The sequence below is a fragment of the Arenimonas sp. genome (assembly GCF_041919775.1).
GTDB lineage: Bacteria > Pseudomonadota > Gammaproteobacteria > Xanthomonadales > Xanthomonadaceae > Arenimonas.
Window position 1 is genome coordinate 23,940 of the sequence record NZ_JAYRTE010000015.1, and the last position, 25,135, is coordinate 49,074.

The 25,135-nt window shown below is 69.9% G+C and carries 23 protein-coding genes and 2 tRNA genes; 15 read left to right on the top strand and 10 right to left on the bottom strand.

Annotated elements, in window-relative coordinates:
- Positions 1-13: 13 nt before the first annotated feature.
- Entirely contained in the window at positions 14-586 is a 573-nt protein-coding gene (gene rsmD, locus ACE3TE_RS09545; RefSeq protein ID WP_374604393.1) for a 16S rRNA (guanine(966)-N(2))-methyltransferase RsmD, read from the bottom strand.
- 57 nt (positions 587-643) lie between these two features.
- On the opposite strand from rsmD, the gene ftsY reads away from it, so the two are divergent.
- From ftsY to ACE3TE_RS09565, 4 genes are read left to right on the top strand one after another with little or no spacing between them, the layout of a single operon-like run.
- The gene (gene ftsY / locus ACE3TE_RS09550) at positions 644-1,729 is read left to right on the top strand and encodes a signal recognition particle-docking protein FtsY (protein ID WP_374604394.1); all 1,086 of its coding nucleotides are present in this window, start codon (positions 644-646) and stop codon (positions 1,727-1,729) included.
- A gap of 4 nt (positions 1,730-1,733) precedes the next feature.
- Positions 1,734-2,888, top strand: coding sequence for a hypothetical protein (locus ACE3TE_RS09555; protein WP_374604396.1), 1,155 nt, complete (start codon positions 1,734-1,736; stop codon positions 2,886-2,888).
- On the top strand, positions 2,885-3,925 hold the full coding sequence (gene mutY, locus ACE3TE_RS09560) for an A/G-specific adenine glycosylase (RefSeq protein ID WP_374604397.1): 1,041 nt from the start codon (positions 2,885-2,887) through the stop codon (positions 3,923-3,925). Before ACE3TE_RS09555 ends, mutY begins: the two co-directional genes overlap by 4 nt.
- Positions 3,922-4,194: an oxidative damage protection protein gene (locus tag ACE3TE_RS09565; protein ID WP_374604399.1), complete on the top strand. Its 273-nt coding sequence runs from the start codon at positions 3,922-3,924 to the stop codon at positions 4,192-4,194. The genes mutY and ACE3TE_RS09565 overlap by 4 nt, the downstream gene beginning before the upstream one ends.
- A gap of 9 nt (positions 4,195-4,203) precedes the next feature.
- Here the strand turns inward: ACE3TE_RS09565 and ACE3TE_RS09570 are convergent, their stop codons facing one another.
- Entirely contained in the window at positions 4,204-4,638 is a 435-nt protein-coding gene (locus tag ACE3TE_RS09570; RefSeq protein ID WP_374604400.1) for a DUF6491 family protein, read from the bottom strand.
- Positions 4,639-4,838: 200 nt separating this feature from the next.
- On the opposite strand from ACE3TE_RS09570, the gene ACE3TE_RS09575 reads away from it, so the two are divergent.
- Positions 4,839-4,914: transfer RNA gene (locus tag ACE3TE_RS09575), tRNA-Phe, on the top strand.
- Between the two features lie 108 nt (positions 4,915-5,022).
- On the opposite strand, the gene ACE3TE_RS09580 is transcribed toward ACE3TE_RS09575, so the two are convergent.
- The 3 genes from ACE3TE_RS09580 to ACE3TE_RS09590 form a co-directional block, all read right to left on the bottom strand.
- Complete coding sequence (locus ACE3TE_RS09580; RefSeq protein ID WP_374604402.1) at positions 5,023-5,454, bottom strand: hypothetical protein; 432 nt, start codon at positions 5,452-5,454, stop codon at positions 5,023-5,025.
- 84 nt (positions 5,455-5,538) lie between these two features.
- Positions 5,539-5,904 (bottom strand): hypothetical protein, encoded by a 366-nt coding sequence (locus ACE3TE_RS09585; protein ID WP_374604404.1) that lies wholly within the window; start codon positions 5,902-5,904, stop codon positions 5,539-5,541.
- Positions 5,901-6,869: a hypothetical protein gene (locus ACE3TE_RS09590; RefSeq protein ID WP_374604406.1), complete on the bottom strand. Its 969-nt coding sequence runs from the start codon at positions 6,867-6,869 to the stop codon at positions 5,901-5,903. The genes ACE3TE_RS09585 and ACE3TE_RS09590 overlap by 4 nt, the downstream gene beginning before the upstream one ends.
- 214 nt (positions 6,870-7,083) lie before the next feature.
- Here ACE3TE_RS09590 and ACE3TE_RS09595 point away from each other — a divergent pair, with 214 nt between their 5' ends.
- Together ACE3TE_RS09595 and ACE3TE_RS09600 are read left to right on the top strand one after the other, a co-directional pair.
- On the top strand, positions 7,084-7,431 hold the full coding sequence (locus tag ACE3TE_RS09595; protein WP_374604407.1) for a hypothetical protein: 348 nt from the start codon (positions 7,084-7,086) through the stop codon (positions 7,429-7,431).
- 73 nt (positions 7,432-7,504) lie between these two features.
- The gene (locus tag ACE3TE_RS09600) at positions 7,505-8,062 is read left to right on the top strand and encodes a lipocalin family protein (protein WP_374604409.1); all 558 of its coding nucleotides are present in this window, start codon (positions 7,505-7,507) and stop codon (positions 8,060-8,062) included.
- Positions 8,063-8,130: 68 nt separating this feature from the next.
- Here ACE3TE_RS09600 and ACE3TE_RS09605 read toward each other — a convergent pair whose 3' ends face one another.
- The gene (locus ACE3TE_RS09605; protein WP_374604411.1) at positions 8,131-10,641 is read right to left on the bottom strand and encodes a S8 family serine peptidase; all 2,511 of its coding nucleotides are present in this window, start codon (positions 10,639-10,641) and stop codon (positions 8,131-8,133) included.
- A gap of 262 nt (positions 10,642-10,903) precedes the next feature.
- Here ACE3TE_RS09605 and ACE3TE_RS09610 point away from each other — a divergent pair, with 262 nt between their 5' ends.
- The 8 genes from ACE3TE_RS09610 to ACE3TE_RS09645 all read left to right on the top strand — a co-directional run bounded on the left by ACE3TE_RS09610 (position 10,904) and on the right by ACE3TE_RS09645 (position 21,669).
- Complete coding sequence (locus ACE3TE_RS09610; protein WP_374604413.1) at positions 10,904-11,728, top strand: DUF6689 family protein; 825 nt, start codon at positions 10,904-10,906, stop codon at positions 11,726-11,728.
- Positions 11,729-11,797: 69 nt separating this feature from the next.
- A complete protein-coding gene (locus tag ACE3TE_RS09615) occupies positions 11,798-12,670 on the top strand; it encodes a GAF domain-containing protein (protein WP_374604414.1) in 873 nt (290 codons plus the stop codon).
- A gap of 7 nt (positions 12,671-12,677) precedes the next feature.
- Positions 12,678-15,929 carry a protein kinase gene (locus tag ACE3TE_RS09620; RefSeq protein ID WP_374604416.1) on the top strand — a complete coding sequence of 1,084 codons (3,252 nt, stop codon included), beginning with the start codon at positions 12,678-12,680 and terminating at the stop codon, positions 15,927-15,929.
- Entirely contained in the window at positions 15,913-16,680 is a 768-nt protein-coding gene (locus ACE3TE_RS09625; protein WP_374604418.1) for a sensor histidine kinase, read from the top strand. Before ACE3TE_RS09620 ends, ACE3TE_RS09625 begins: the two co-directional genes overlap by 17 nt.
- Complete coding sequence (locus ACE3TE_RS09630) at positions 16,677-17,336, top strand: response regulator (protein WP_374604420.1); 660 nt, start codon at positions 16,677-16,679, stop codon at positions 17,334-17,336. The genes ACE3TE_RS09625 and ACE3TE_RS09630 overlap by 4 nt, the downstream gene beginning before the upstream one ends.
- A gap of 65 nt (positions 17,337-17,401) precedes the next feature.
- A complete protein-coding gene (locus ACE3TE_RS09635) occupies positions 17,402-17,869 on the top strand; it encodes a hypothetical protein (protein ID WP_374604422.1) in 468 nt (155 codons plus the stop codon).
- Positions 17,870-17,887: 18 nt separating this feature from the next.
- Positions 17,888-19,678 (top strand): acyl-CoA dehydrogenase C-terminal domain-containing protein, encoded by a 1,791-nt coding sequence (locus ACE3TE_RS09640; RefSeq protein WP_374604424.1) that lies wholly within the window; start codon positions 17,888-17,890, stop codon positions 19,676-19,678.
- Positions 19,679-19,758: 80 nt separating this feature from the next.
- On the top strand, positions 19,759-21,669 hold the full coding sequence (locus tag ACE3TE_RS09645; protein WP_374604426.1) for an AsmA family protein: 1,911 nt from the start codon (positions 19,759-19,761) through the stop codon (positions 21,667-21,669).
- Between the two features lie 107 nt (positions 21,670-21,776).
- Here the strand turns inward: ACE3TE_RS09645 and ACE3TE_RS09650 are convergent.
- From ACE3TE_RS09650 to pheT, 4 genes are all read right to left on the bottom strand, one after another.
- Positions 21,777-21,853, bottom strand: a tRNA-Pro gene (locus ACE3TE_RS09650).
- Positions 21,854-21,995: 142 nt separating this feature from the next.
- The gene (locus ACE3TE_RS09655) at positions 21,996-22,352 is read right to left on the bottom strand and encodes a MerR family transcriptional regulator (protein WP_374604428.1); all 357 of its coding nucleotides are present in this window, start codon (positions 22,350-22,352) and stop codon (positions 21,996-21,998) included.
- Positions 22,333-22,632: an integration host factor subunit alpha gene (locus ACE3TE_RS09660; RefSeq protein ID WP_034222882.1), complete on the bottom strand. Its 300-nt coding sequence runs from the start codon at positions 22,630-22,632 to the stop codon at positions 22,333-22,335. The genes ACE3TE_RS09655 and ACE3TE_RS09660 overlap by 20 nt, the downstream gene beginning before the upstream one ends.
- Before the next feature lie 34 nt (positions 22,633-22,666).
- Entirely contained in the window at positions 22,667-25,042 is a 2,376-nt protein-coding gene (gene pheT / locus ACE3TE_RS09665; protein ID WP_374604430.1) for a phenylalanine--tRNA ligase subunit beta, read from the bottom strand.
- Positions 25,043-25,135: the final 93 nt, after the last annotated feature.

Here is a 25,135-nt window from a genome sequence, read left to right on the forward strand (position 1 = left end):
CGGCCGAAGTGTATCAGTCTCCGGCGCGATACAGCGCGTAGGCCACGTCGCGGGTCTGGCCTTCGCGGTGCAGGACCCAGCCCGCAGGCAGCGAAGGCGACACGTTGCGCGGGCATTCGACGTAGATCAGTGCGCCGGGCGCGAGCCAGGGCGCCAGCGCAGCGGCCGCCGGCTGCCACAGCGAGGCCGCGAAAGGCGGGTCCAGGAAAACCAGGTCGAAGGCCAGGTCCGGGCTGCGACCCAGCCAGGCCAGCGCATCCTCGGCAACGACCCGGACCCGGTCGGCCTTGAGCCGGGCCGCCTGTTCGCGCAGCGAACGCGCCAGCTCCGGATCCCGCTCGACCAGGACCACCTCGCCCGCCCCGCGGGAGGCCGCCTCGAAGCCCAGGGCACCGGTGCCGGCGAACAGGTCCAGCACCCGCGCGCCCGGCAGCGCCGGCTGCAGCCAGTTGAACAGGGTCTCGCGCACCCGGTCGGAGGTGGGACGCAGGCCGGGGCGGTCGGGCACCGGCAGCTTCGAACCGCGCAGGCTGCCGGCGATGATCCTGACGCTGCCTAGGGGACTGCTTTTTGCTCGCTGGTTCATCGGGGAGGCAGGGGGCCGGGTGGTAACATTCCGGCCATTGTCCGCGAAAGCAGCGCGATGTTCGATTTCCTGAAGAAAAAGCCCGAGAAGACCCCCGAGCCGGCCAAACCGGCCGCAAAACCGGCCGAGCCGGCGCGCGGCGGTTTCAGCCCCGAGGACCTGGCCCGCGCCTTCACGGTGCACCAGGAGGAAAAAGCCGCGCGCCTGGAAGCCGAGCGCGCCGAAGGCCGCGAGGCGATGAAGGGCGTATTGGGCGGCAGCCTGTTCGCCCGCAGCCTGGGCGGCCTGTTCCAGCGGAATCCGAAGCTCGATGAAGACCTGCTCGACGAAATCGAAACCGCGCTGATCACCGCCGACATGGGCGTGCCGGCCACCACCGAAGTGGTCGAACGCCTGCGCAAGCGCATGAAGGACCGCGACTTCGCCGACGTGCCGGCCCTGTTCCGGGCCCTGCGCAACGACCTTCTGGCGATGCTGCGCCCGGTGGCCAAGCCGCTGGAGATCGACCCGGCCGCCAAACCCTTCGTCATCCTCACCGTCGGCGTCAACGGCGTCGGCAAGACCACGACCATCGGCAAGCTGGCGCGGCGTTTCCAGCTCGACGGCCATTCGCTGATGCTGGCCGCGGGCGACACCTTCCGCGCCGCGGCGGTGGAGCAGCTGAAGATCTGGGGCGAACGCAACAACGTGCACGTGGTCGCCCAAGGCCAGGACGCCGACCCGGCTTCCGTGGCCTACGACGGCCTGCAGCAGGCCAGGGCCCGCGGCGTCGACGTTCTGATCGCCGACACCGCCGGCCGCCTGCACACCCAGCAGGGCCTGATGGCCGAACTGGGCAAGATCCGCCGCGTGCTGGCCAAGCTCGACGAACGCGCCCCGCACGAAGTGCTGATGGTGATCGACGGCACCACCGGCCAGAACGCGCTCAACCAGCTGCGCCAGTTCCACGCCGCGGTGAAGGTGACCGGCCTGGTGGTGACCAAGCTCGACGGCACCGCCAAGGGCGGCGTGGTGTTCGCGCTGGCGCGCGAGTTCGGCCTGCCGATCCGCTTCATCGGCCTGGGCGAAAAACCCGAAGACCTGCGGATCTTCGACCCCGAAGGTTTCGTCGACGCGCTGCTGCCGCCCCCGCCCGCCGCCTGACGGAATGGCCGACACCCCGCGCAAGCGCCGCTGGCCCTGGTTCCTTGCAATCACGCTGGCCCTGCTGGCGGCCGCCGGCCTGTGGGTGAACCACCAGCTCGAGCCCAACCGGCTCGCCCGTCGGGTGCTGGAAATGGTGGGCCCTTCCCAGGGACTGGAGATCAGCTTCCGTGGAACGCCGAGCTACGGCCTGTGGCCCGAGCCACGCCTGGTGCTTCCGAAGGTGACGGCACGGCAGCCGGGCGCCGATTCGCCGCTGCTGACCGCCGAGCGCGCGGAAATCTCGCTGCCCTGGGATACGGTGCACGGCGACGGCCCCATGGTGATCACCTACATCGAACTCGACCAGCCGGCGCTTGATCTCGCGGCCTTCAGGGACTGGCGCGACAGCCGCCCGGAGACGAACGAATCAACGATCCCGACGCTTTCGCGCGGCGTCCTGGTCACCGGCGGCAGCGTGCAGGGCGAGGGCTGGCGTGTGCAGGACATGGACCTTGCGCTGGGGCCGGTGGCCCCCGGGGAGTCCGCTTCGCTGGAGTTCTCGGGCGGGTTGGCCAGCGATTCGTTCCAGGCCAACGCCACCGGGACCCTGGACGTGGCGGAGCTGTCGGAGTCCACCCGGTTCGAACTGTTTGCCGAAGGCGAGATCGAACAGGACGAGCGCGTGATGGCGTACAGCCTGCAGGCACCCTGTCGCTTCCACCGGCATGCGCCGGAAACCACCGTGAATTGCGGCGACGTGGATTTCAAGGGCGACTCACCGCTGCCCAGCCTGCGGGCCGACATGTTAAGCATGACCCTGGACGGACCCGACGGCGCCCTGCTGGGCATCAAGGGATGGATGCGCGACTGGCCGGCGGACTGGCCGGTGCTGCCTGAGCCACAAACCGCCGACGTGCGCCCCACCCGCTTCGACATCCACTACCAGGGTGCCGCCGACTTTTCCGACCCGGTCAGCGTGAAGGTCGAGCGCGGTGAGACGCGCCTCGACGCGACGCTGGTGATCGCCGAAGTACAAGCCTGGCTGGCGAACGAAGACCGCACGCCGCTGCCGCCGATGCTCGGCCGCTTCACCGCGCCCTCTCTCGAGATCGAAGGCTTCACTCTGGAAAACGTGCAGGCCGACATCGTGGAGCCGGCCCCGGCCAGCGAAGAATGAGCGAGTTCGCGCAGCACCTGCTGGCCTGGTTCGACCGCGACGGCCGCCACGACCTGCCCTGGCAGCATCCGCGTTCGCCCTACCGCGTGTGGCTTTCGGAAATCATGCTGCAGCAGACCCAGGTGCAGACGGTGATCCCCTACTTCACCCGTTTCCTGGATGCCCTGCCGACCCTGCCCGACCTCGCCGCCGCGGAGCACGACCAGGTGATGGCGCTGTGGGCTGGCCTTGGCTACTACGCCCGCGCCCGCAACCTGCATCGCGCGGCCCAGGTCTGCGTGCAGGAACACGGCGGCGAACTGCCCGCGGATTTCGAGGCCCTGTCCGCCCTGCCCGGCATCGGCCGCAGCACCGCCGGCGCGATCCTGGCGCAGGCGCATGGCCAGCGAATCGCGATCCTCGACGGCAACGTCAAGCGCACGCTGGCGCGTTTCCACGGCGTCGAAGGCTGGCCGGGCAGTTCGCCGGTGGAAAAGAAACTCTGGCTGATCGCCGAATCGCACCTGCCGCAGACGCGGATGGCCGACTATACGCAGGCGATCATGGATTTCGGCGCGACGCTGTGCACGCGCCATGACCCGGCCTGCGTGCTGTGCCCGCTGCAGGACGACTGCGTCGCCCGGCGCGAAGGCCGCGTCGAACAACTGCCGGAATCAAAACCCGGAAAGCCGCTGCCCGAACGCCGCACGCTGATGCTGTGGGTGGAGGATGCGCAGGGCCGCGTTCTGCTGGCGCGGCGCCCGCAGAAGGGTGTCTGGGCCGGGCTGTGGTCGCTGCCGGAAACCGAAGGCCACGACCAGGCGCGCGAGTGGCTGGGCCGGCACATCGGCGCCGACTTCGACGCCGGCGAGGACCTGCCGGTCTTCGAACACGTCTTCAGCCACTACCGGCTGCATATCGAACCGCGCCGCTGGCACCTGGCCGACAGCGGGCCGGATACCGGCGATAATGGCGACCTGCGCTGGCAGCCGCTGCAGCAGCTGCACGAACTGGGCCTGCCGGCCCCCGTCAAGAAACTGCTGGGAAACCCGCCATGAGCCGCACCGTCTTCTGCCAGAAGCTGCAAACCGAAACCGCAGGCCTTGGCTTCGTGCCGTGGCCCGGTCCGCTGGGCAAGCGCGTCTTCGAGAACATCGGGCGCGAGGCCTGGCAGCAGTGGCTGGCGCACCAGACCATGCTGATCAATGAAAACCGGCTGTCGCCCCTGGACCCGAAGCACCGGGCCTTCCTGGAGACGGAGATGGAGAAGTTCCTGTTCGGCGATGGCGCCGAGAAACCCGCCGGCTACGTTCCACCGGCGGGCTGAAGCGATCGCTTACTCGCGGATGCCGGCGTCGCGCTCGGCCTGCTTCCAGGCCATCACGTCGACCTCGCGCAGCGAGGTGATCTTGCAGCGCAGGCCACCCTTGCCGACCAGGTAGCCGTTGCGGGTGTTGATCGTGTCGTAGAGCGCTTCCACGCCCACCCACCACTCGCGGTTGAGGGTCTTGCAGGCCGGGCTGTCGCGTACGTCGAGCAGCCAGCCCTTGTGCGGGGTCTCCCAGACGAGCACCTTCTGGGGCCCGACGATTTCGTAACCATGCATCGGACGCAGGAACCTCACGGTGTCCTGTTCTTCGCCGGCATGCGCCTGCAGGAGCTCAAGGCGCTTGATGTCCTTCGCGGACATTTCATCCTTTGCAGCGACCGGCACCGAGAAACAAAAAGCCAGGGCGGTTGTGAAGCCGATCAGGGCGTTACGTGCTTTCATGGTGTTTCTCCTCATGCACAGGCCGTGCTGGACCCGACCCAAACCCTACTCCCGGGCGCGTGAGGCTCACAGCATGCCCGGAACCGGCGTTCAGTCCCCATTTACGGGCCGCCCCGGCGGCCTGCGACGATCCGGCTTGCCTCGCCCGCCGCCGCTCGGCTAGAATCTCCCGCTCGCCCGGCCCCGCCGGTGCGACGGATGGCCGGGTAGCTCAGTTGGTAGAGCAGGGGATTGAAAATCCCCGTGTCGGGGGTTCGATTCCCTCCCCGGCCACCATCTTCAATCAAGCATGTACGTCAAACCGCACAGTGTGCGGTTTTTCTTTGCGTGCCGTAATCGTGCCATGGGTCCGGCCCTCAGGTCAGGTGACCCGCCAGGGAAGCATCAGCGCTCCAGCATTCGCCGCAGATCAGAGCGCGCGCGCTCGAAGGCCGGGAGTGGCGTCCCGTAGGGCGCCAACACGCTGGTCATGGCGATCTGGTCGGCATCACGGACGTACCCATCCAGCGCATCGAGCCCTCCTCGGGCTGCTTCCATCGTCTGCGTCTCGTCGCCCGGGTACAGTGCCGCCAGCAGCGCATTCCAGTGATCGCGCCACTCTCTTTCCGCCTCCCCCGACAATTCCCTGGCCAGCCACCACAGCGCAACAGCCCGCCCCACGTCCTTGGCGAACCGCGGCGGGTTTCCTGCCAGCCCGGAAATCGGTGTCCGGTCAGGCGTTGCGTGTTCAAGCAGATGTGCGAGCGCCATTCCGGCGGGCCGCGCCGCGCTGAGGCCCGACGGCGTGACCTCGGCATCGAAGACCGCGACCGGCAAGTAACGGAAGCTGGGAAGGCCAAAATCCCCCCGCGGGGTATGGAAGCGCCGCCAACACTTTCTGTCCGACTGACCCCGGGGTGGTTATGCGAGCAACTCCACGAACCAGCCGTCCTCCTGGCCGGGCGGCGTGAGCCGCAATGCCGGCAGGTCGGCGGCCGGGGTGCGGGCGTCACCGGGCGGACGATCCGCCGCGAATCGCGGCTGCCATCCCTTCGCCAGCAACGCCTGTCCGATGGTCTCCGCGGTAGTCACCGCATCGATTGCCGGCCGGAGCATCAGGTCGATGTCCTTGGTTGCGACGGTGGCGGTACCGGAAAGCTTCCGGTAAGCCCACGCCGTTGCGATGCTGCCGATGACCACGACGTTGGCGCGCAGATCATCGGGCACCTGCTCCGCCACGCGGTGGAGCAGATCGGTGGCATCGACCGCCAGATAGGGTTGGCTCATGGGCGAACTGCCTTGGCGTACTCGATGGCCTGATCACGCAGCCCCTGGTCCAGCAGGGACAGGAACACATCGGGCTGGGCGGCCCAGCGGGCGCCGCCGGGGCCACCCCGGAAAAACGATTCAGATCCGCGGATCAGCGTCACCACCACCGGCGCCGGGGCGAGCACGCTGGGCTCGAGTTCGAGGCCATCGTCCAGTTCACGGAATAAACCAATGTCAAGAGCCTCTGCGTCGCGGGGGACGTGGGCGACCAGATCCAGGCGAGGCACGCCAACGATATCCAGTTTGGGCACCTCCTCCCGAGCCACCGGCACGCCGGACAGGGCCATGTCCTTCCAGGACGCGGGCGCGTTGTGGCCCAGCAACGACATCACCCGATCAAGAAGTTGCGCCGGGGACTTCAGTCGGGCGCCCTGCGCAAAACGCAGCCGGAGGGTCTGGGGCAGCGCCTGGACCTTGGCCAGGAGGGCGAGCGACATGTCTTCCGGGACCACCTCGAGCACGGGGGAGCGCGTCCACGGGGACAGCAGGCCGGCCCGCTTGAGTTCGGCGACCGCGGCGCGGACCGGAGTCTGGGAAACCCCAACCTTTTGGATCAGGCCCCGCAGTGGCTGCTCGCCCTCGCCCTCCAGGCTGGCGCCCACCAGCACTCGCAGAACTTCGTGCTTGTAGTTTGGCCGCTGCAGCTCGACCCGCTCATCGGCCCGCCGGTCCTGATCGACGCGTTGCGAGAGCGGCAGTTGGACGATCTCAAGCGTCAAAGCCTGGCCGATCCCGGTCGCTAGCACGGGGATCAGGCGATCCCATTCGGCCTGGACCGTGGAGCTCGCCACCAAGGGCTGGATGACGACCAACCGGCCAGCCTTTCCCGTCTCGCTGGCCTTGGCAGCCAGATCCAGGATCTCGGCGCGCAGGTCCCGTTTGCTGCGTAGACCGCTAAGGGTTCGCTCGATAGCTCTGGGCATGGGCTCGGCCTCCGCCCGACGACGGCCAGGCAAGCTCTATTCTGCATGTAAAAAGTTACTCTGCAAGTACTTTATGACTCTGCAAGTAATGCTTCTAGATGAATAGGAAAAAGCTAAGTATCTGTTTATGCTAGACTTCCGGCCAGCTTGAACCTCCTGTATCGGGCTCGATTCCCTCCCCGGCAACCATCCTTCCTCCATCGGTCCCACGATGATGACTCCCAAAACATCCATCCCTGCCGACCGCCTCGGCGAGCCGCACGCGCAGTTGCGCGATGCCGGCGGCAAGCTGCTGGGCGGCGTCGTGTTCAAGGACGGCCAGTGGGTGCTGGGCCTGGACGGGCGCATCGTCGGTGAATCGGCCAGCGCCGCGCACGTGCTGGCCATCCTCAAGCGCGCGGCCGCCATCGCGCGCGGCGAAGGCCGCGAGGTGTCGCTGGTGTTCTCGGCGACGTTGCGTGCCGCCGCGCACCAGGAGGCCGCCGACCAGGGCATGGAGTTCGAAGCCTTCCAGCAACACCTGCTCGCGCAGATGAACAAGGCCGAACCACAAGCGGACTGATCCGCCACCGGTTCACCGTGGGTGTACGCACGGGCAGGCCAAATGCGGGCGTTTTCCCCGCAAGGAGCCCCCCATGATCCGCGCCGCCCTGTTCACTGCCCTCGCCTGCGCCGCCGGCCTCGTTTCCGGTCCTGCCTCGGCGCGCGACCTGCAGCCCGTGCGCGACCTCGACCTGCAGCGCTACGCCGGCGTCTGGCACGAAATCGCCCGCCTGCCCAACCGCTTCGAAGACGACTGCGTGGGCGACATCACCGCCACCTACACCCCGCGCGAGGACGGCAGCATCCGCGTCGTCAATGCCTGCCGCAAGGAAGACGGCGAAATCATGTCGTCCGACGGCGAGGCACGCCGCACCGGTGACAACCCCGCGCAGCTCGAGGTGCGCTTCGCGCCGAAGTGGCTGTCCTTCCTGCCCTTCGTCTGGGCCGACTACTGGGTGATCGCGCTCGACGACGACTACCAGTGGGCGCTGGTCGGCGAACCCGACCGCAAATACCTGTGGATCCTGGCCCGCCAGCCCCGCCTGGACGCCGACACCTTCGAAGGCCTGAAGGCGCGCGCCCGCGGGCTCGGTTACGAGCTGGACGGGCTGGTGGTGGTGAATCCGCCGAAGCCGGCCAGCGAAGACTGACGCAAAAAAATCGGGCGGCCCGGCAAGCGGACCGCCCGAATCAGAAAGCCGATGGTCCAGGGGGAGAATCAGTCCTCGGCGGTCTGGAACTGGGTCAGGAAGCGGCCGGCCGCCACCGCGTAGGCCGCGCGGGTGACCGTCTGCTTCGGATCGAAGTACGCCACCACCTTCGGCTGCAGGTCGAACGGCCCCTGCTCGATGGCGAAGCGGGCGTTGAGCACGCCGGTGTCCAGCGCCAGCTGGGCATGGCCGCGCAGGTCGGCCGGCACCTGCGAAGCGTCCTTCACCGGCACGCGCTGGCCGTTGAAGAAGGCGGTCATCTCGCCGCTGAAGGCCCGGGCCTCGTCCTGCAGCCCCTGGGCCTGGACCAGCGAATAGGCCAGGTCCGCGCGGCTGACGGTGCCGCTGGGCTTGAAGGCACCGCTGACAAGGCGCATCACGCCGTCCTGCGTCCAGCCCAGGTCACGCAGGGGCGCACCCTTGGCGATCGCGGCCTCGGCGTAGGCATAGGCCGGCGAGGACACCGACAGGTCGCTGAAGCTGGCGCTGCCGTCGAGCGGGAGCGACTGCCGGATGCTCGCGCCCATGCCCAGGTACTGGGCCAGTTCACTGCGGCGCAGCGCCTGGTCGGGGCGGAACTTGCGGTCGGAGTAGCCGTCGACGAGGCGGTTGGCGACGGCGAACTCGATCGCCTGGCGGGCCGGATGGCCGGCGACATCGTCCATGCCGGTGAAGCCGGCGCTCTTGAGGAAGCTGATCTCGCCGGCGACGTTGCCCGGCGCGGCATAACCGTTCGTGACGCCAGCCGGGTCGAGCGCGACGCCCGACAGCGAGCCGATGCCGCGCACGGTCACCGTCCAGGTGCCCGGCTTGCCCGGCGCACCGGTGACGGCGGTGTCGCCGAGCACCGGCAGCGTGATCGAGGAACCGTAACGCACGCCGTCGGGATCGGTCAGCACCACCGCGATCGTGTTCGCGTCCACCTGCGCACGGGCCGCGACCCAGGCGACGTCGGCACCCACTTCGAAGGACTGGCTTTCGACCTCGCCGACCGGCGAGAAGAAGATGTCGAACGGCAGCGCATCACCGCCCGGCGCCAGCAGCGCGTTGGCGTTGAACTCACGCAGCAGGTTCACGGTGCGGCCGTAGTCGTTGCGCAGGCCCTGCGACATCGCCACCGCGGCGTAGGCATTGAGGTGGCCGGCGCCGGCTTCCCAGGGCAGGCGACCGGTCATGTTGGTCGCGGTTTCCTCGAGGATGGCCTTCACCTGGGCCGGGGTCAGGTCGGGATTGGCTTCCAGCATCAGTGCAACCACGCCGGCCACGTGCGGGGTGGCCATCGAGGTGCCGCTCATGTGGCTGTAGAACGGCAGGTGTTCGGGCGCCAGGTTGGCGGCGTCCTGCTCGGCCGCCAGCGGACCCAGCGCGCCGGTCACGGCGCGGGTGGAGATGATGTCCACGCCGGTCGCGACGATCGTCGGCTCGTTGAAGTAGGTCCACTCCTTGCCATCCGGCATGGTGAAGGTGCCCGACTCGCCGCGCTTGCCGCGCGAGGAGAAGGAGGTCAGCACGCCGTCCTTCTCGCCCGCGCCGACCGACACCACCCACGGTGCCTGCGCATACGGGTTGTGGGTGTCTTCGCCCGGACCGTCGTTGCCGGCCGCGAACACGCTGACGATGCCGCGCTTGTAGAGCTCGTAGGTGGAGATGTTGACCGGGTTGAGCGGATCGAACTTGCCCGAGCTGCCCCAGGAATTGCTGGTGACGCGAACCGGCGCGTCGAAGCTGAACTGGTGGGTGGCCGCGTAGTCGAGGCCGCCCACGGCGTCGAGGATCAGCAGCACGCCGCCCGACCCGTAGCCGATCATGTCGGCGCCCGGGGCGACGCCTCGGTACAGGCCGTTGGAGCGCTCACCGGTGCCGCCGATGGTGCCGGCGCAGTGGGTGCCGTGGCCGGAGCCGAGGTCGCTGTTGGGCTGGCCCTCGAGGTAGGTCATCGGCACGATGCCCGGCGCCGCGATCGCGGCCAGCTCGGCCAGGATGTTCTGCGGCGCCAGCACGTTCTCGACGACGTTCTCGCCCAGCTTGAGGTCTTCATGCGTGGCGTCGATGCCCGAGTCGTTCACCATGACGGTGACGCCGCGGCCGCTGTAGGGAATGGCCTTGCCGAAGTCGTTCGGGTTCTGCACGACGCGGGCGGCGCCGGAAATCTCGCGCTGCTCCTTGTTGAAGAAGCGCAGCGGGGCGTTGTAGTAGATCGACACCACGTCGTCGCGCTGGCGCAGCGCGGCGATCTCGGCCGGGGTGGCCAGGGCGCCAGCGACCGGGAGCGTGTGCATGGTCACGCCCTTCTCGATGCCGATGGCCTTCAGGGCCTGGACCTGGGTCGGGGTCACCGGGCCGGACTGCTTGTAGGTCACCACCACCTGCAGTTCGTCGGTGGGCAGCGCGGCGGCGAGCTTGTTGACCAGCTGCGGGTCAAGGTGGGCGTCGGCCAGGGCCACGCCGCTGGCCAGCAGGCCGATGGCGAGGGCGGAAACGCGGATCTTGCGGATCTTGCGGGACGGGCGTGAAGACATGGCGGTTCTCCGGGAAGGGGTGCGTCCAAGCCGGACGCGGCAAGGTAGGCACAGCCTCCGCCCCGCCCGGCGGACCGCAAATCCGGAAGACCCCCCAGCCGGCCTGGGGGAAATCACCTAGAGACAGGTCCCGTTTTTGGTTCTAGGCTCGGTTACACAAGGATTCATGGAGCCGGGGCCACGATCGCCACGGACCACCCAGGACGGCATGCGGCGCAGCGGACGCGCCACTTTGAAAGGCATCCCACAGGGGGACATCCGCATGACCAGGCTGATCCAGGCGTTCTCTTTCGCACTCCTGCTGGCGGCGCCGCTCGCCGGCGCGCAGTCGCTGCCGCTCGGCGTTTCCATTTCCGGCGACACCGCCGAGGTGCGCATCGGCCCGGCGCTGTCGCCGCTGGCCGACCTGCAGCTTGATTTCGACGACGCTTCCGGGCTGTCGGCCTCTTCGCTGGGGCTTGATGCCCAGCTGGTGACGGTCAGTGCACCGACGCTGCTCGCGCGCCTGCCCAGCGGCCTGGTGTCGGTGCCGACCGACCTGCCGCTGATGATCACCGTCGAGCCGCCGACGCTCGGCGGCCTCGCCTTCGAACGCCGCGTGCACGTGGAGGTCCACACCCACGCCCTGCCCTACACGGCCGGCTCGCGCCTGCGCCTGTTCAAGGCCCCGCTGGGCGGCGCCTTCCGCGACATCACCAATGCGGTCGAACCGGGCAGCGTGCGCACGCGCGGCACCACCGGCGGCTTCTCGCAGTTCATCGTCGCGCTCGACCTGCGGCCCACCGACGCGGTGGTGGCCCAGAAGATCCAGTTCCTGCGCGACCAGGCCGGCCTGCTTGCGGCCAGCGAGCAGGCCCCGCTGGTGTCGATGATCGACGGCATCGAGGACGCCGTGGCCGTGCAGGATTTCGCCGCCGCGAACGCCCTGGTGGACGCGATGCGTTCGCGGGTTTCGGCGCGCGCGGGCACGTTCATCCCGGATGACTGGCGCGCCACGCGCGACGTCGCCAATATCGCCGGCGAGCTGCTTTCGGGCCTCGACACCCTGGCCTTCAGCATCGGCTACCTGCGCGATTACGGCGCCTGAGCGCCGGCGCGGGCGCGTCCCGCCGCCACCGCCATTGCGAGGCCCCACTGGCTGGGGCCAAGATGGGGCATGCCTGCCCGCCTCACAGCCTACCTGCCCGAGGGAGCCGCGGTGGAAACCGTGCTGCCGGCCGGCCGTGGCCTGCAGGTAGGCCGCGCCCCGCCCAGCGACCTGCTGATCGACCACCCCTCGGTCTCGCGCTGCCACGCCCGTCTTGAGCCGGAAGGCGATGGCTGGCGCCTGCTCGACCTGGACAGCAAGAACGGCAGCTTCATCGACGGCAGCCCTGCCGAAGGTCGTCGCCTGCCGGCAAACGCCTGGCTTCGCTTCGGCGACGTCACCTGCGAACTGGTGCAACTGGATGAGCAGGCGCTCGCGCGCGCCGGCGAACGCCGCGCCGCCCGGCAGACCGCCTCGGTGCTGCACCAGCGCGCGATCGAACGCTCCCAGGCCCCGTCCGACCTGCTGCAGGCCACCCTGGCCGCCGTCGTCGACCTGGCCGACTGCGAACGCGGCTTCCTGCTGGTGAACCAGTCCGGTGGCCCGGTCGTGCGCGCCTGGCAGGGCCTGGACGATCGCGCGCTCGCCGCGCCTTCCTTCGACGGCAGCCGCGGCGCCGTCGACCGGGCGCTGCGGGAACGGCGGCCGGTGGTGATCAACGACGCCGGCCACGACGCCGCATTCGCTTCCCGCGCTTCCGTGATCGCCGGCGGACTGCGCTCCCTGGTCTGCCTGCCGCTGGTGGCCGGGGACGAGGTGCTTGGCCTGGCCTATGCCGACAGCCGCACGCCCGGCCACGCGATCACGACGCTGGAACTCGAGCTGCTGGCAGCCTTCGCCGAACGCGCGGCGCTGTGGCTGGCGGCACGCCGCAGCGAGCTGGCCCTGGCCGAGGTCGCCCGCCAGTTCCGCTGGCCCGGCGCCACCGGCGCCGCGGCCTGAGCCGGCCATGACCGGCACCGACCGCAGCCGTTTCCCGGAAACGATGACCGGCCAGTTCGCCGGCGCCGAGCTGCTGCCCGGCACGGTGCTGGCCGGGCGCTTCGAGATCGTGCGCATGCTCGGCATCGGCGGCATGGGCGTGGTCTACCTGGCCCGGGACCGCGACCTCGGCGTGCCGGTGGCGATCAAGCTGCTGCGCCCCGAGCTGGCGTCGCGGCCCGAGGCATTCGACCGTTTCCGCCAGGAGCTGCTGCTGGCCCGCCAGGTGTCCAGCCCGCACGTGGTGCGCATCCACGACATCGCCCGGCACGAGGACCGCTGGTTCATCAGCATGGACCTGGTGGACGGCGAGGCCCTCGACCGCCGCCTGGACCGCGAAGGCCGGCTGCCGCTCGAACCCGCGCTGGCCATCGCCCGCCAGCTGGCCGCCGGCCTGGCCGCCGCGCACGCCAGCGGCATCGTGCATCGCGACCTCAAGCCTGCGAACGTGCTGGTCGATGGCTCCGGCAATGCGCTGATCAGCGACTTCGGCGTGGCCCGCTCGCTGGGCACCAGCGGTCTGACCCAGTCGGGCGCGATCATTGGCACGCCCGACTACCTGTCGCCCGAACAGGCGCGCGCCGCGCCGGTGGATGCGCGCAGCGACCTGTATTCGCTGGGCCTGATCCTCTACGAAATGCTGGCGGGGCAGCCTCCGTTCGCGGGCGGCACACCGGCCGAATCGCTGACCCAGCGCCTCGTGCAGGCGCCTCCGCGGCTGGACACGCAGCGCAAGGACCTGCCGCCCTGGGTGGTGCGCCTGGTCGACCGGCTGCTGCAGCCCAATCCCGCCCGCCGCTTCCAGGACGCCGGCGCCGTGGTGGCCGCGATCGAGGCGCGGCACGTCGCGCGCGACCTGCGCCCCGGGCGCGCCGTCGTCGTCTCCGCGCTGCTGTTGATAGCCGCCGTCGCGCTGTTCGCCTGGTGGCAGACGCGGCCGCCCGCGGAGCCGGTTCCGGTGGAGCTGCCGGTGCCCGATCGCATCGTGCTGGTCTCGGCCCCTTCCGCCCCGGACCCGGCCGCACTCACGGCCATCGCCGAGGCCCTGCGCCTGGGCCTGGCCGGCCCGCCCAACCCGCCCTTCGTCGATGCCGACCGCAGTCAGCTGGCCCTGGCCCAGGCCGGCCTGGGCGGGCGCCGCGCCGACGACGACGCGCTGCTGGCCGTGCTGCCGGCGACGCGCGTGCTGCGGCTGGAACAGGATGCCGGCACCGGGCTGCAGGCCACGCTGAAGCAAACGGGCGAGGCGACGCCGCTCAGCTTCCAGGCGCCGGCGGGCCAGGGAAGCGAACAGTCCGCGGTGGCGCTGGCCCGGGCGTTTTCACTGGGCGAACTGCCGCCCGGGCTGTTGCCGGCGACGCCGGAAGCCCTTCGCGCCTACGGCGAGGCCCTGGCGCTGCGCGACGCCGGCCGCTGGGAAGCCTCGGCGACGGCCTTCGAATCCCTGGCCGCCACCGAACCCGGTTTCGCGCCGGCCTGGCTGGGACTGGCGGAAACCGCAGGCGCTGCCGGCCAGCACGCCCTGGCCGAGGACGCCGCGCGCCGGGGCGCCGGCCTGTCTTCGCCGGTGCAGCCGCGCCTGCAGGCCATCGTCGACCTCTACGAGGGCCGCTTCGACGCGGTCCTGGGCAAGCAGCGCGCGCTGGTCGCGGCGCGACCGGACGACCTCGACGCGCGCCTGCAGCTGGCCGAACTGGAGATCGACGCCGGCAGCTTCGACGCCGCCAGCGAGGCGCTGCGCCAGCTGCTTGCGCGCGACCCGCAGGACCCGCGGGCCTGGTTCCTGCTGGGCAAGGCCGCCATCCTGCAGGGCGATCCGCGCGAAGCCGTCGAGGAACACCTGGTGCGCGCGCTGGTGCTGTACAAGCGCGGCCGCAGCGCCTTCGGCGAGGCCGAGACCACCAATGCCATGGGCGTGGGCTACGCCCGCCTTGGCCAGGTCGAGGACGCCGAGGAACAGTACCGCAAGGCCGCCGAGCTCCGCCGCGGCCTCGGCGATCGCCGCGGCCTGGCCAGCAGCCTGCGCAACCTCGCCCAGCTGGCGATGGTGCGCGGGCATTTCGACGCGGCCCAGGACAACCTGTCCGAAGCCGGCACGCTGTTCGACGAGATCGGCGACCGCGGCGGCCGCGCCGCCGTGGACAACGAACTGGGCCTGCTCGCGGAAGAGCGCGGCAACTACGCCCAGGCCCTGGCCGCCTACAAGCGCGCCCTGCGCGGACGCGAAGCCGCCGGCGATCCGCAGGGCACCGCCGAAAGCCTCAACAACATCGGGTTCGCCCATTACCAGCTCGGCGACTACGACAATGCCCGCGTGTTCTGGCAGCAGGCCCGCGAAGCCTTCGTGGCGCTGGACGACCACAACGGCATCGTGCGCGCCGACCAGAACCTGGGCCTGCTCGACCTCGCCCGCGGCGACTGGGCCGACGCGGAACGCCGCCTCGACCGATCGCTCGACGAAGCGCGCGCACGGCACATGCTCGAGGAAGCCGCGGTGAGCCTGCGCAACCTCGCCGAGCTGGCGCTGCTGCAGGGCGAGCTCAGCACGGCGTCAACGCATCTCGACGAAGCGCGGCGCCTGTTCGGCGAACGCGGCGACCAGCGCGGACTGGTGGACGCCGACCTGCTGCAGGCCCGCCTGCTGGCCGGCGCCGGACGCAAGGACCAGGCGCAGGCACTGCTCGAAAACATCCGGCCGGCGCTGCTGGAGAGTTCGCTGGAGCAGCGGGCCATCGCCGCACTCGTCGACGCCCGCCTGCAGCAGGATGCCGGCAATGACCGCGCCGCCGGTTCGGCGCGGGTGCGCGCCAGGACACTGGCCGGCGAAGCCGGCGTGCGTGCGCTGGTGCTGGAAGCCGACGTGCTGGGCTTCGCCGGAAGCGAAGGCGAAGCCGCGCTTGATGCCGACATCAGCGCGCTCGGCAACCTCTCGCTGCGCCTGCTGTGGCTCGAGCGACTGGCGCAGGAGCGCCTTGCCCGCGACGATGCCGCCGGCGCCGCCCGGGCCTACCGTTCGGCCGCAGCCGAACTGGACCGGCGCAAGGGCTACCTGCGGGCGCATCGCCTGCACGCCCTCGGCGCCCGTGCGCTCGCCCAGGCCGGCGAGACCGCGGCGTCGGCACGCGCCGGCGAACAGGCCGCACGTGCCCTCGACAGCCAGCAGGCGCAGGCGACCGCCCTGCCCGCCCCCACGGAGTCCACCGATGCCCGCGAAGACTGAGGACCTGGCCACCACGCTCGATACCCTGCGCGGCGACTACCGGACCCTGGTCGAACGCCTGGAAGCCAACCAGCGCGAATTCCAGCGCCTGGGCCGCGCCGTGTTCCGCGTCGAGGAAGAAGAACGCCGCCGGCTTGCCCGCGAACTGCACGACGGCCTGGGCCAGAACCTCACCGCGCTCAAGCACCGGCTCGCGCTGCTGGCCCACCAGCTCGGCGACAGCCGCCCCGACCTGCAGCCGGACATCGACGCCAGCCTGGCCTTGTGCGTGCAGGGCCTGGCCGACACCCGCGAGCTGTCGCGCCTGCTGCGCCCACAGGTGCTCGACGACCTCGGCCTGGAAGCCGCGCTCGACTGGCTGGCGCGCACGCTCGGCCAGCCCGGCAAGCTCGCGATCGCGATCCGTGCCCACGAACTGCCGCCGCTCGAACCCGACCTGCAGACCCTGGTCTTCCGCCTGGCCCAGGAAGCCCTGGCCAACGTGCTGCGCCACGCCGGCGCCAGCGAGGCCATCGTCTCGGTGCGCGTGCGGGCGGGCCTGCTCCGGCTCACCGTCTGGGACGACGGCCCCGGCTTCGATGTCACCGCAGCGCTGGAAAAATCCCGGCGCGGCGACAGCACCGGCCTGGGCGGCATGAAAGATCGCGTCGCGCTGTATGGCGGCCGCCTTTCGCTTGAATCGGGCGACGACGGCACCCGCCTCGAAGCGGTGGTCCCGATTCCCGGGGAGACTGGCATACTGCCGCCATGAGCACGCTCCCGGGCCGACGCCTGCGGGTCCTGATCGCCGACGACCACACGCTGGTCCGGGAAAGCCTTGTCTCCGTGCTTGAAACCGCCGGCGCCTGCGAGGTTGTCGCCCAGGCATCCAACGGCCTGCAGGCGATTGCACTCGCCGCCGAACACGATCCCGACGTCGCCATCATCGACATCTCGATGCCCCACCTCGGCGGGCTGGAAGTCGTGCGCCGCCTGCAGGTCGAATCACCGCGCACGCGCGTGCTGGTGCTGACCATGCACGAGGACCAGGAATACCTGCTGCACGCCGTGCGCGCCGGCGCCACCGGCTTCATGCTCAAGGACAGCCCGACCGCCGAACTGGTGGCCGCCGTGCGCAACGTCGGCGAGGGCCGCGGCCATTTCAGCCCGGAAGCGACGCGCATCCTGGCCGAACAGCTGCACCGCCCGAAACAGGCGATGGACGACCCCTACGGCAGCCTGACGCCGCGCGAACGCGAGGTCTTCCACCTGGTCATCGAAGGCATGAGCACCAAGGAAATCGCCCGTCGGCTCGACATCAGCACCAAGACAGCCGAGAACCACCGGGCGCGGGTGCTGGCCAAGCTCGAGGCGCGAAACACCGCCGACGTCATCCGCTATGCGGTGCGCCGCGGCCTGATGACCTGAATGCCACGCCCTGTAAACGTACGGGCTGGTATGCTCCGGGGGCTGTTTCCTGGAGCCCGCCCGCCATGCGCAAACCGAGTCTCGCCGCCCTCCTCCTGATCATCGTGGCCCTCCTCGCCGCCTGTGCCGGCGGCCCGCCCAAGCGGGTGTTCCCGCCCCAGGCCAGCGTGCAGGAACTGCGGGTGCTCGAAGACGGCAGCTGGCGGCTTTCGCTGCGCATCCGCAACTTCAGCACCGTGCCGATGCGTTTCTCGCGCCTGCAGGCCAGCCTCACCGTCGGCGGCCAGGACGCGACCCGCTTCGATTTCGATCCCGGCGTGACCGTCGGGCCCGGTTCGGCCGAACTGGTCGAACAGGTGTTCACGCCCGGCGCGGGCGCGCGCGACGCCGTGCAGCAGGCCCTGGGCAACCGCCGCAGCGTGGCCTACGTGCTGGCCGGCCGGCTGGCCAGCAGCGACCCGGGCACCGACGACGCCATTGAATATCCCAGCCGCCTCGACCCGGTCCCCGGGCTCGACGGCGTGCTCCGCTGACCTTCGAGGAACCCACGAATGAATCGTTACACCGCTCCCGTCCGCGACATGAAGTTCGCCCTCTACGACGTCATCGGCGCCGACAAGCTCTACGCAAGGCTCGGCATCGAAAACGGCCAGCGCGACCTGCTCGACGCAGTGATGGACGAAGCCGCGCGTTTCAATGAAACCGTGCTGGCGCCGCTCAACGCCGTCGGCGACGAACACGGCTGCACGTTCGACAAGGCCACCGGCTCAGTGACCACGCCGCCGGGTTACAAGGAGGCCTACGCCAAGTTCGTCGAAGGCGGCTGGACCGCGCTCACCGCCCCGGAAAAGTTCGGTGGCCAGGCGCTGCCGGAAAGCTTCGGCGCCGCGCTCAAGGAAATGATCGACGCCGCCTGCCTGAGCTGGGGCAACTACCCGCTGCTTTCGCACGGCGCCACCGAGGCCCTGAAGCACCACGGCGAAGAATGGCAGCAGGAGGTTTTCCTCAAGCCAATCATCTCGGGCGAGTGGACCGGCACGATGTGCCTGACCGAACCGCACTGCGGCTCCGACCTGGGTTTGCTCAAGACCAAGGCCGAACCGCAGGAGGACGGCAGCCACGCCATCACCGGTACCAAGATCTTCATCACCGGCGGCGAGCACGACTTCACCGACAACATCGTGCACCTGGTGCTGGCGCGCCTGCCGGACGCCCCGGCGGGCACCAAGGGCATCTCGCTGTTCATCGTGCCCAAGCAACGCACCGCGCGCGACGGCAGCGTCGGCGAGCGCAACGCGGTGCGCTGCGGCTCGATCGAACACAAGATGGGCATCCATGGTTCGTCCACCTGCGTGATGAACTTCGACGGCGCCCAGGGTTACCTGATCGGCCAGCCGAACAAGGGCCTCAATGCGATGTTCACCATGATGAACACCGCGCGCCTGGCCGTCGGCCTGCAGGGCCTGGCCATGATCGACCGCAGCTACCAGAACGCGCTGGCGTATTCGCGCGACCGCCTGCAGGGCCGCTCGCTGTCGGGCGCCAAGAACCCCGACAAGCCCGCCGACCCGCTGATCGTGCACGCCGACATCCGCCGCATGCTGCTCACCTGCAAGGCGCTGGGCGAAGGCGGCCGCCTGCTGGCGCTGCACGCGGCGACCCTGGTGGACGTCATCGAACAATCCACCGATGCCGAAGAACGCAAGCAGGCCGACACGCTGCTCGGTTTCCTGACGCCGATCGTCAAGGGCATGCTGACCGAGTGGGGCATCGAATGCACCAACCACGCGCTGCAGTGTTTTGGCGGCCACGGCTACGTGCGCGAGTGGGGCATGGAGCAGCTGGCGCGCGATGCCCGCATCACCACCATCTACGAAGGCACCACCGGCATCCAGGCGCTGGACCTGCTGGGCCGCAAGACCATGCAGCTGCAGGGCGCCGGCCTGCAGATGTTCATGAAGATGATCCAGGACTTCTGCACCGAACACGCGGCCGACGAGTCGCTGACCGAGTTCGTGCTGCCGCTGGCCGAGATCGCCAAGCAGTGGGGCGAGCTGACGATGGAGGTCGGCAAGAAGGCCATGGCCAACGCCGACGAAGTGGGCGCGGCGTCGGTCGACTACCTGTTCTATTCCGGCTACGTCGCGCTGGCCTACTGGTGGGCGCGTGCGGTGGTGGCGGCCGAGGCCGGTGGCCACGGCGACGGCTTCAAGAAGGCCAAGCGCGAAACCGCCCGCTTCTATTTCGCCCGCATCCTGCCGCGCACGCAGGCGCACGCCGCGGCGATGCGCAGCGGCGCCGGCAACCTGCTGGCGCTGGACGAGGCGCTGTTCGACAGCTGACAGCCGCGCGGCGTAGCCGAACCTGAACGGCGCCGTCGCCGTTCGGGTTCCGGTGGGTTTGGCCGGCCTATGCTTCGGCCATGACCGAGCCTGCCACCGCTGCCGACAGCACCTCCCGCGAAGTCCGCCATGCGCGCGGGCTGCTGCTGGCCGCGCTGGTGCTGCTGTTCCTGCTGGTGGCCGGCACGCCGATCGCCAAGGCACTGATTGAACACCAGGTGCGCGCCGCCACCGGCCGCGAGTTCAGTATCGGCGAATTGTCGCTGTCGCCGGGGTTGGTCCGGCACACGGTCGAGGGGCGCGACGTACGCCTCGGCAATGCCGACTGGGCCACGGCGCCGACGCTGGCCGAAGCCGGACGCGTGCAGATCGAATGGATCCCCTGGCGGCTGCTGCTCGGCCAGGTCGTGATCACGGCGGTGCAGTTGGACCAGCCGGTGCTGAGCCTCGAACGGGACGCCGACCTGCGCGCGAACTGGCGCTTCAGCGACGAGCCCGTGCAGGACCCGCTGCCCGAACGCTTCCCAGAAATCGAAACCCTGTGGGTCCGGCAGGGCCGCCTGCACCTGCTCGAAGCTCAGGAAAAACGCCGCACCGACCTGTCCGTCGACGTGCAGAGCGGCGAGCCGACGGCCCCCGGCCGCCTGCCGCCGCTGCTGATCGAAGGCGGCGGCGACTACCGCGGCAACCCCTTCGTGATCGAAGGCCGCATCGGCTCACCGCTGCACCTGGTGGATACGGACCCCGACCAGCGCTACTGGATCGACCTGTCGGCCGAAGCCGGCGCCACCCGCGCCCGCGCCTCCGGTGGCCTGCGCTCGGTGCTGCAGCTGCAGGACTTCGAGCTCGACTTCAGCATCGCGGGCGCCGACATGGCCGAACTGTATCCGCTGCTGCGCCTGGCCATTCCGGAAACCGCCGCCTACGACCTCACCGGCCGGCTGGGGCGCACCGACCGCACCTGGCACTATCGCGAGGTCACCGGCACCGTCGGCCGCTCCGACCTCGCCGGCGACGTCAGCGTCGAGACGGGTGGCGAACGCACGCGACTGGTCGCCGACCTGGTCTCGCGCAAGCTCGACCTCGACGACCTGGCCGGCTTCATCGGCGGCAAACCGCAGGCCGCGGACCCGCGCGACGGCCGCCTCTTCCCCGACAGCGTCTACGACACCGAGAAGCTGCGTTCGATGGACGCGCAGGTCAGCCTGGTCGCACACAGCCTGAGTGCCCCGCCGCTGCCCTTCGAATCGCTGGACGCGCGGCTGGTGCTGGAAAACGGCGACCTGCGCCTGGATCCGCTGGACTTCGGTTTCGCCGGTGGCCACATCGACGGGGCCGTGCACCTGGACGCGCGCCAGGACCCGATGCTTGCCGACATCGACATGAAGGCGCGGGGCCTGCAGCTGCCGCGCATGCTGCCCGATGCCGAGGCGGCGAAGAGCCAGGGCTCGCTGGGCGGCCAGTTGCGTCTGCAGGGCCGCGGCAGCTCGGTCGCGGGCGTGATGGCGACCGCCAGCGGTGAAGCCGGCATCGCGATGGGACCGGGGCGCATCAGCAACTACCTGATGGAGCTGGTCGGCCTCGACATCGCCGAGATGATCAAGTTCAAGCTGGGCAAGGACAAGGAAGTGCCGGTGCACTGCGGCTACGCCGACTTCGCGGTCGAAGGCGGCGTGATGACATCGCGTGCGCTGGCCTTCGACACCTCCGACACCCTGGTGCTGGGCGAGGGCCAGGTGGACCTGCGCGAAGAGCGCCTGGACATCGTGCTGCGGCCCCGGCCGAAGGATTTCAGCCCCTTCAGCCTGCGCTCGCCGCTGCAGCTCAGCGGCCCGCTGGCCGATCCCGACATCCGGCCGCAGGGCGGCCCGCTGCTGCTGCGAGGCGCGGCGGTGGCGGCGCTGTATGCGATCGCACCGCCGGCGGCCTTGCTGGGCCTGGTCGAAACCGGTCCGGGCGGTGAGTCCGACTGCGGCCCGAAGGCGGACTGAACGCGCCGGGCATCACCGTCTTTCCTGCGCTGCAGAAAGCAAAAACCCGCCTCTCGGCGGGTCTGCTTCCGGCGGTCCGCGGGGATTCGGACGGCCTTGCCACGAATTGGTCGGGACGGTGAGATTCGAACTCACGACCCCTAGCACCCCATGCTAGTGCGCTACCAGGCTGCGCTACGCCCCGATTCGTGTGGTCCCGGCCTGGGCCGGGCTGGCGATTATACGCGATGCCGGGCTCTTGTAGGAGCGCCTTCAGGCGCGAATCTTTTGGCTTTGCCTTCGGCAAAGAAGGGATTCGCGCCTGAAGGCGCTCCTACAGGGGCTCGTCAGCGCTTGAGGAGGTTGAGGACTTCCTCGAGCTCCATCCGCACCTGCTTGACCACCTGCGCGGTCATGGAGTTCTCCATGCGGCCGGTTTCGCCTTCCAGGCGCTGGCGGGCGCCGGAGATCGTGTAGCCCTCTTCGTACAGCAGGCCGCGGATCTGGCGGATCATCAGCACGTCGTGGCGCTGGTAATAGCGGCGGTTGCCGCGGCGCTTCACCGGCTTGAGGCTGGTGAATTCGGTTTCCCAGTAGCGCAGCACGTGCGGCTTCACGTCGCACAGCTCGCTGACCTCACCGATGGTGAAGTAGCGCTTGGCGGGGATCGCCGGGAGTTCCCGGTTACTGCCTGGATCCAGCATAGGCTTCCACGCGCTCCTTCAGCTTCTGGCCCGGACGGAAGGTCACGACGGTGCGCGCGGAGATGGGGATCTCCTCGCCGGTCTTGGGGTTCCGGCCGGGACGCTGGTTCTTCTGGCGCAGGTCGAAGTTGCCGAAGCCCGACAGCTTGACCTGCTGCCCACGCTCCAGCGCCTCCCGCAACGCATCGAAGAAGGAGTCCACGAATTCCTTGGCCTCGCGCTTGTTCAAGCCAACTTCCTCGAACAGGCGCTCGGCCATCTCGGCCTTGGTCAGTGCCATAACATCCCCTGTAACCCGCCGTTGCCGGCGAACATCATGACCGCAACCGCGCGCCGCAGTCCCTGCCCAGCGCCTCGAGGGCGGTGGCCACGGCCTGGTCGGCGTCGCGGTCAGTTAGGGTGCGTGAAACGTCCTGCAGAATCAAGCCCATAGCCAGACTCTTTGAGCCCGACTCTAGGCCCGGGCCGACGTAGCGGTCGAACAGCACCACATCGCGCAGCAGCGCTCCCAGCGCGGCCTCCAGGCTGGTCCGCAGGGCCGAGAACGGGGTGGTCTCCGGGACGACGAGCGCGATGTCCCGGCGGACGGACGGATAGCGTGAAACCTCCCCGGCCCGCGGCACCGAACGGGCCGCCAGCGGCGCCAGGTCCAGCTCGAAGCCGACGACCTCACCGTCCAGGTCCAGTTCGCGGGCCAGGCGCGGGTGCAGGTGGCCCAGCCAGCCGATGCGGCGGCCGTCGCGCCAGACCGAGGCGCTGCGGCCCGGATGGCCCCAGGGACTGTCGTCGGGGCGGAACTCGCCCTCGGCGCCGGCCAGGGCCAGCAGGGCCTCGACCTCGGCCTTGAGGTCGAAGAAATCGACCTCGCGGTCGTCCTGGGCCCACTGCTCGGCCGACTGCGGCCCGCAGGCCACCGCGGCGATGCGCGGGGTCTCAACCGGGGCGCCGCCTTCCATCGGCTGGTGGAAGACCTTGCCCAGCTCGAACAGCCGCACCCGCGACTGCTGGCGCGACTGGTTGCGGGCCAGGGCCGAGACCAGGCCGGGCAGCAGCGCGGTGCGCATCACGCCCAGGTCGGCCGAGAGCGGATTGGCCAGGGCCACGGCGCGGTCCTGCTGCTGCCAGGTGGCCAGCAGGCCGGCGTCGACGAAGGCGTAGTTGATCGCTTCCAGGAAGTCGCGGCCGGTCAACTGGCGGCGCAGCACGGCGTCGGTGACCCGGGTTTCGCTGGGCGAGACCAGGCGCACTTCGCCGGTGGGCGTGCTGGTCGGGATGTTTTCGTAGCCGTGGATGCGGGCGACTTCCTCGACCAGGTCTTCTTCGATCGCGATGTCGAAGCGGCGCGTCGGCGGCGTGACCGACCAGCCTTCCGCCGTGGCCGCGACCTGCATGCCCAGGGCGCGCAGGATGCGTTCGACGTCGGCGTCGGGAACCGACATGCCCAGCACGCGGCGCAGGCGGTCGCGGCGCAGGGCCACGGCCTGGGGTTGCGGCAGATGCTCGGGCAGCGCGGCTTCGCTGACCGGGCCGGCCTGGCCGCCCATGATCTGCAGCACCAGCGCGGTGGCACGCTCGAGCGCCAGGCGCGGCAGCTCCGGATCGACGCCGCGCTCGAAGCGGTGCGAGGCGTCGGTGTGCATGCCCAGTCGGCGCGCGCGGCCGATGATGACCGAAGGCGCGAAGTGGGCACTTTCCAGGAAGACGCGGGTGGTGACGTCGGTGACGCGGGTGTCCCAGCCGCCCATCACGCCAGCCAGGGCCACCGGACGGTCCTTGTCGGTGATCGCCAGGAAGCCGTCGTCCAGCGCGACCTCGCGCTCGTCGAGCAGCTTCATCGATTCGCCCTTGCGGGCGCGGCGCACGCCGACCGGACCGGAGAGCGTGCCGGCATCGAAGGCGTGCATCGGCTGGCCGAGTTCGAGCATCACGTAGTTGGTGATGTCCACCAGCGGGCTGATCGGGCGCAGGCCGGCGCGCTTGAGGCGTTCGGTCAGCCACAGCGGCGAACGTGCGCCGGTGTCGACGCCGTCGATGATGCGGCCGCAGTAGCGTGGGCAGTCGGCGCCAGCATCGAGCACCACGTCGAGCGCGGCCTGGTGGCCGATGGCGGCCTCCGGGATCTGCATCGGCGTGACCTGCGCGCCCATCGCAGCGGCGACGTCGAAGGCGATGCCGCGCACGCTGAAGCAGTCGGCGCGGTTGGGCGTGAGCTTGAGCTCGAAGCTGGCATCGGGCAGGCCGAGGAACTCGGCGATCGGCTGGCCGACGGGCGCGTCGGCCGGCAGTTCCATCAGGCCCGAGGCATCGGCATCAACGCCCAGCTCCTTCGCCGAACACAGCATGCCCTGCGACTCGACGCCGCGCAGTTTCGCGGCCTTGATCGCGATGCCGCCCGGCAGGCTGGCGCCGACCTGGGCCAGCGGGGCCTTCAGGCCGGCGCGGGCATTCGGGGCACCGCAGACGATCTGCACGGTGCCGGCGCCGGTGGCGACCTGGCAGACCTGCAGGCGGTCGGCTTCGGGGTGTTTTTCGCAGGACAGGATTTGCGCCACGACCACGCCGTCCAGGCCTTCGCCCAGCGGCTGCAGCTCTTCGACCTCGAGGCCGATGGCGGTCAGGCGCGCCGACAGCTCCTCGCGCGAGGCGGTGGTGGCGACGTGCTCCCTGAGCCAGCTTTCCGGGAATTTCATGTTCAGGATCTCGCTTTGCTTGTCGTAGGAGCGCCTTCAGGCGCGAATCTTTTGACTTTGCCTTTGGCAAAGAAACGCTTCGCGCCTGAAGGC

Excerpts from the sequence above, each read along its gene's own strand:
- rsmD (WP_374604393.1), bottom strand. The coding sequence starts at position 586 with ATGAACCAGCGAGCAAAAAGCAGTCCCCTAGGCAGCGTCAGGATCATC.
- ftsY (WP_374604394.1), top strand. The coding sequence starts at position 644 with ATGTTCGATTTCCTGAAGAAAAAGCCCGAGAAGACCCCCGAGCCGGCC.
- ACE3TE_RS09555 (WP_374604396.1), top strand. The coding sequence starts at position 1,734 with ATGGCCGACACCCCGCGCAAGCGCCGCTGGCCCTGGTTCCTTGCAATC.
- mutY (WP_374604397.1), top strand. The coding sequence starts at position 2,885 with ATGAGCGAGTTCGCGCAGCACCTGCTGGCCTGGTTCGACCGCGACGGC.
- ACE3TE_RS09565 (WP_374604399.1), top strand. The coding sequence starts at position 3,922 with ATGAGCCGCACCGTCTTCTGCCAGAAGCTGCAAACCGAAACCGCAGGC.
- ACE3TE_RS09570 (WP_374604400.1), bottom strand. The coding sequence starts at position 4,638 with ATGAAAGCACGTAACGCCCTGATCGGCTTCACAACCGCCCTGGCTTTT.
- ACE3TE_RS09585 (WP_374604404.1), bottom strand. The coding sequence starts at position 5,904 with ATGAGCCAACCCTATCTGGCGGTCGATGCCACCGATCTGCTCCACCGC.
- ACE3TE_RS09590 (WP_374604406.1), bottom strand. The coding sequence starts at position 6,869 with ATGCCCAGAGCTATCGAGCGAACCCTTAGCGGTCTACGCAGCAAACGG.
- ACE3TE_RS09595 (WP_374604407.1), top strand. The coding sequence starts at position 7,084 with ATGACTCCCAAAACATCCATCCCTGCCGACCGCCTCGGCGAGCCGCAC.
- ACE3TE_RS09600 (WP_374604409.1), top strand. The coding sequence starts at position 7,505 with ATGATCCGCGCCGCCCTGTTCACTGCCCTCGCCTGCGCCGCCGGCCTC.
- ACE3TE_RS09605 (WP_374604411.1), bottom strand. The coding sequence starts at position 10,641 with ATGTCTTCACGCCCGTCCCGCAAGATCCGCAAGATCCGCGTTTCCGCC.
- ACE3TE_RS09610 (WP_374604413.1), top strand. The coding sequence starts at position 10,904 with ATGACCAGGCTGATCCAGGCGTTCTCTTTCGCACTCCTGCTGGCGGCG.
- ACE3TE_RS09615 (WP_374604414.1), top strand. The coding sequence starts at position 11,798 with ATGCCTGCCCGCCTCACAGCCTACCTGCCCGAGGGAGCCGCGGTGGAA.
- ACE3TE_RS09620 (WP_374604416.1), top strand. The coding sequence starts at position 12,678 with ATGACCGGCACCGACCGCAGCCGTTTCCCGGAAACGATGACCGGCCAG.
- ACE3TE_RS09625 (WP_374604418.1), top strand. The coding sequence starts at position 15,913 with ATGCCCGCGAAGACTGAGGACCTGGCCACCACGCTCGATACCCTGCGC.
- ACE3TE_RS09630 (WP_374604420.1), top strand. The coding sequence starts at position 16,677 with ATGAGCACGCTCCCGGGCCGACGCCTGCGGGTCCTGATCGCCGACGAC.
- ACE3TE_RS09635 (WP_374604422.1), top strand. The coding sequence starts at position 17,402 with ATGCGCAAACCGAGTCTCGCCGCCCTCCTCCTGATCATCGTGGCCCTC.
- ACE3TE_RS09640 (WP_374604424.1), top strand. The coding sequence starts at position 17,888 with ATGAATCGTTACACCGCTCCCGTCCGCGACATGAAGTTCGCCCTCTAC.
- ACE3TE_RS09645 (WP_374604426.1), top strand. The coding sequence starts at position 19,759 with ATGACCGAGCCTGCCACCGCTGCCGACAGCACCTCCCGCGAAGTCCGC.
- ACE3TE_RS09655 (WP_374604428.1), bottom strand. The coding sequence starts at position 22,352 with ATGCTGGATCCAGGCAGTAACCGGGAACTCCCGGCGATCCCCGCCAAG.
- ACE3TE_RS09660 (WP_034222882.1), bottom strand. The coding sequence starts at position 22,632 with ATGGCACTGACCAAGGCCGAGATGGCCGAGCGCCTGTTCGAGGAAGTT.
- pheT (WP_374604430.1), bottom strand. The coding sequence starts at position 25,042 with ATGAAATTCCCGGAAAGCTGGCTCAGGGAGCACGTCGCCACCACCGCC.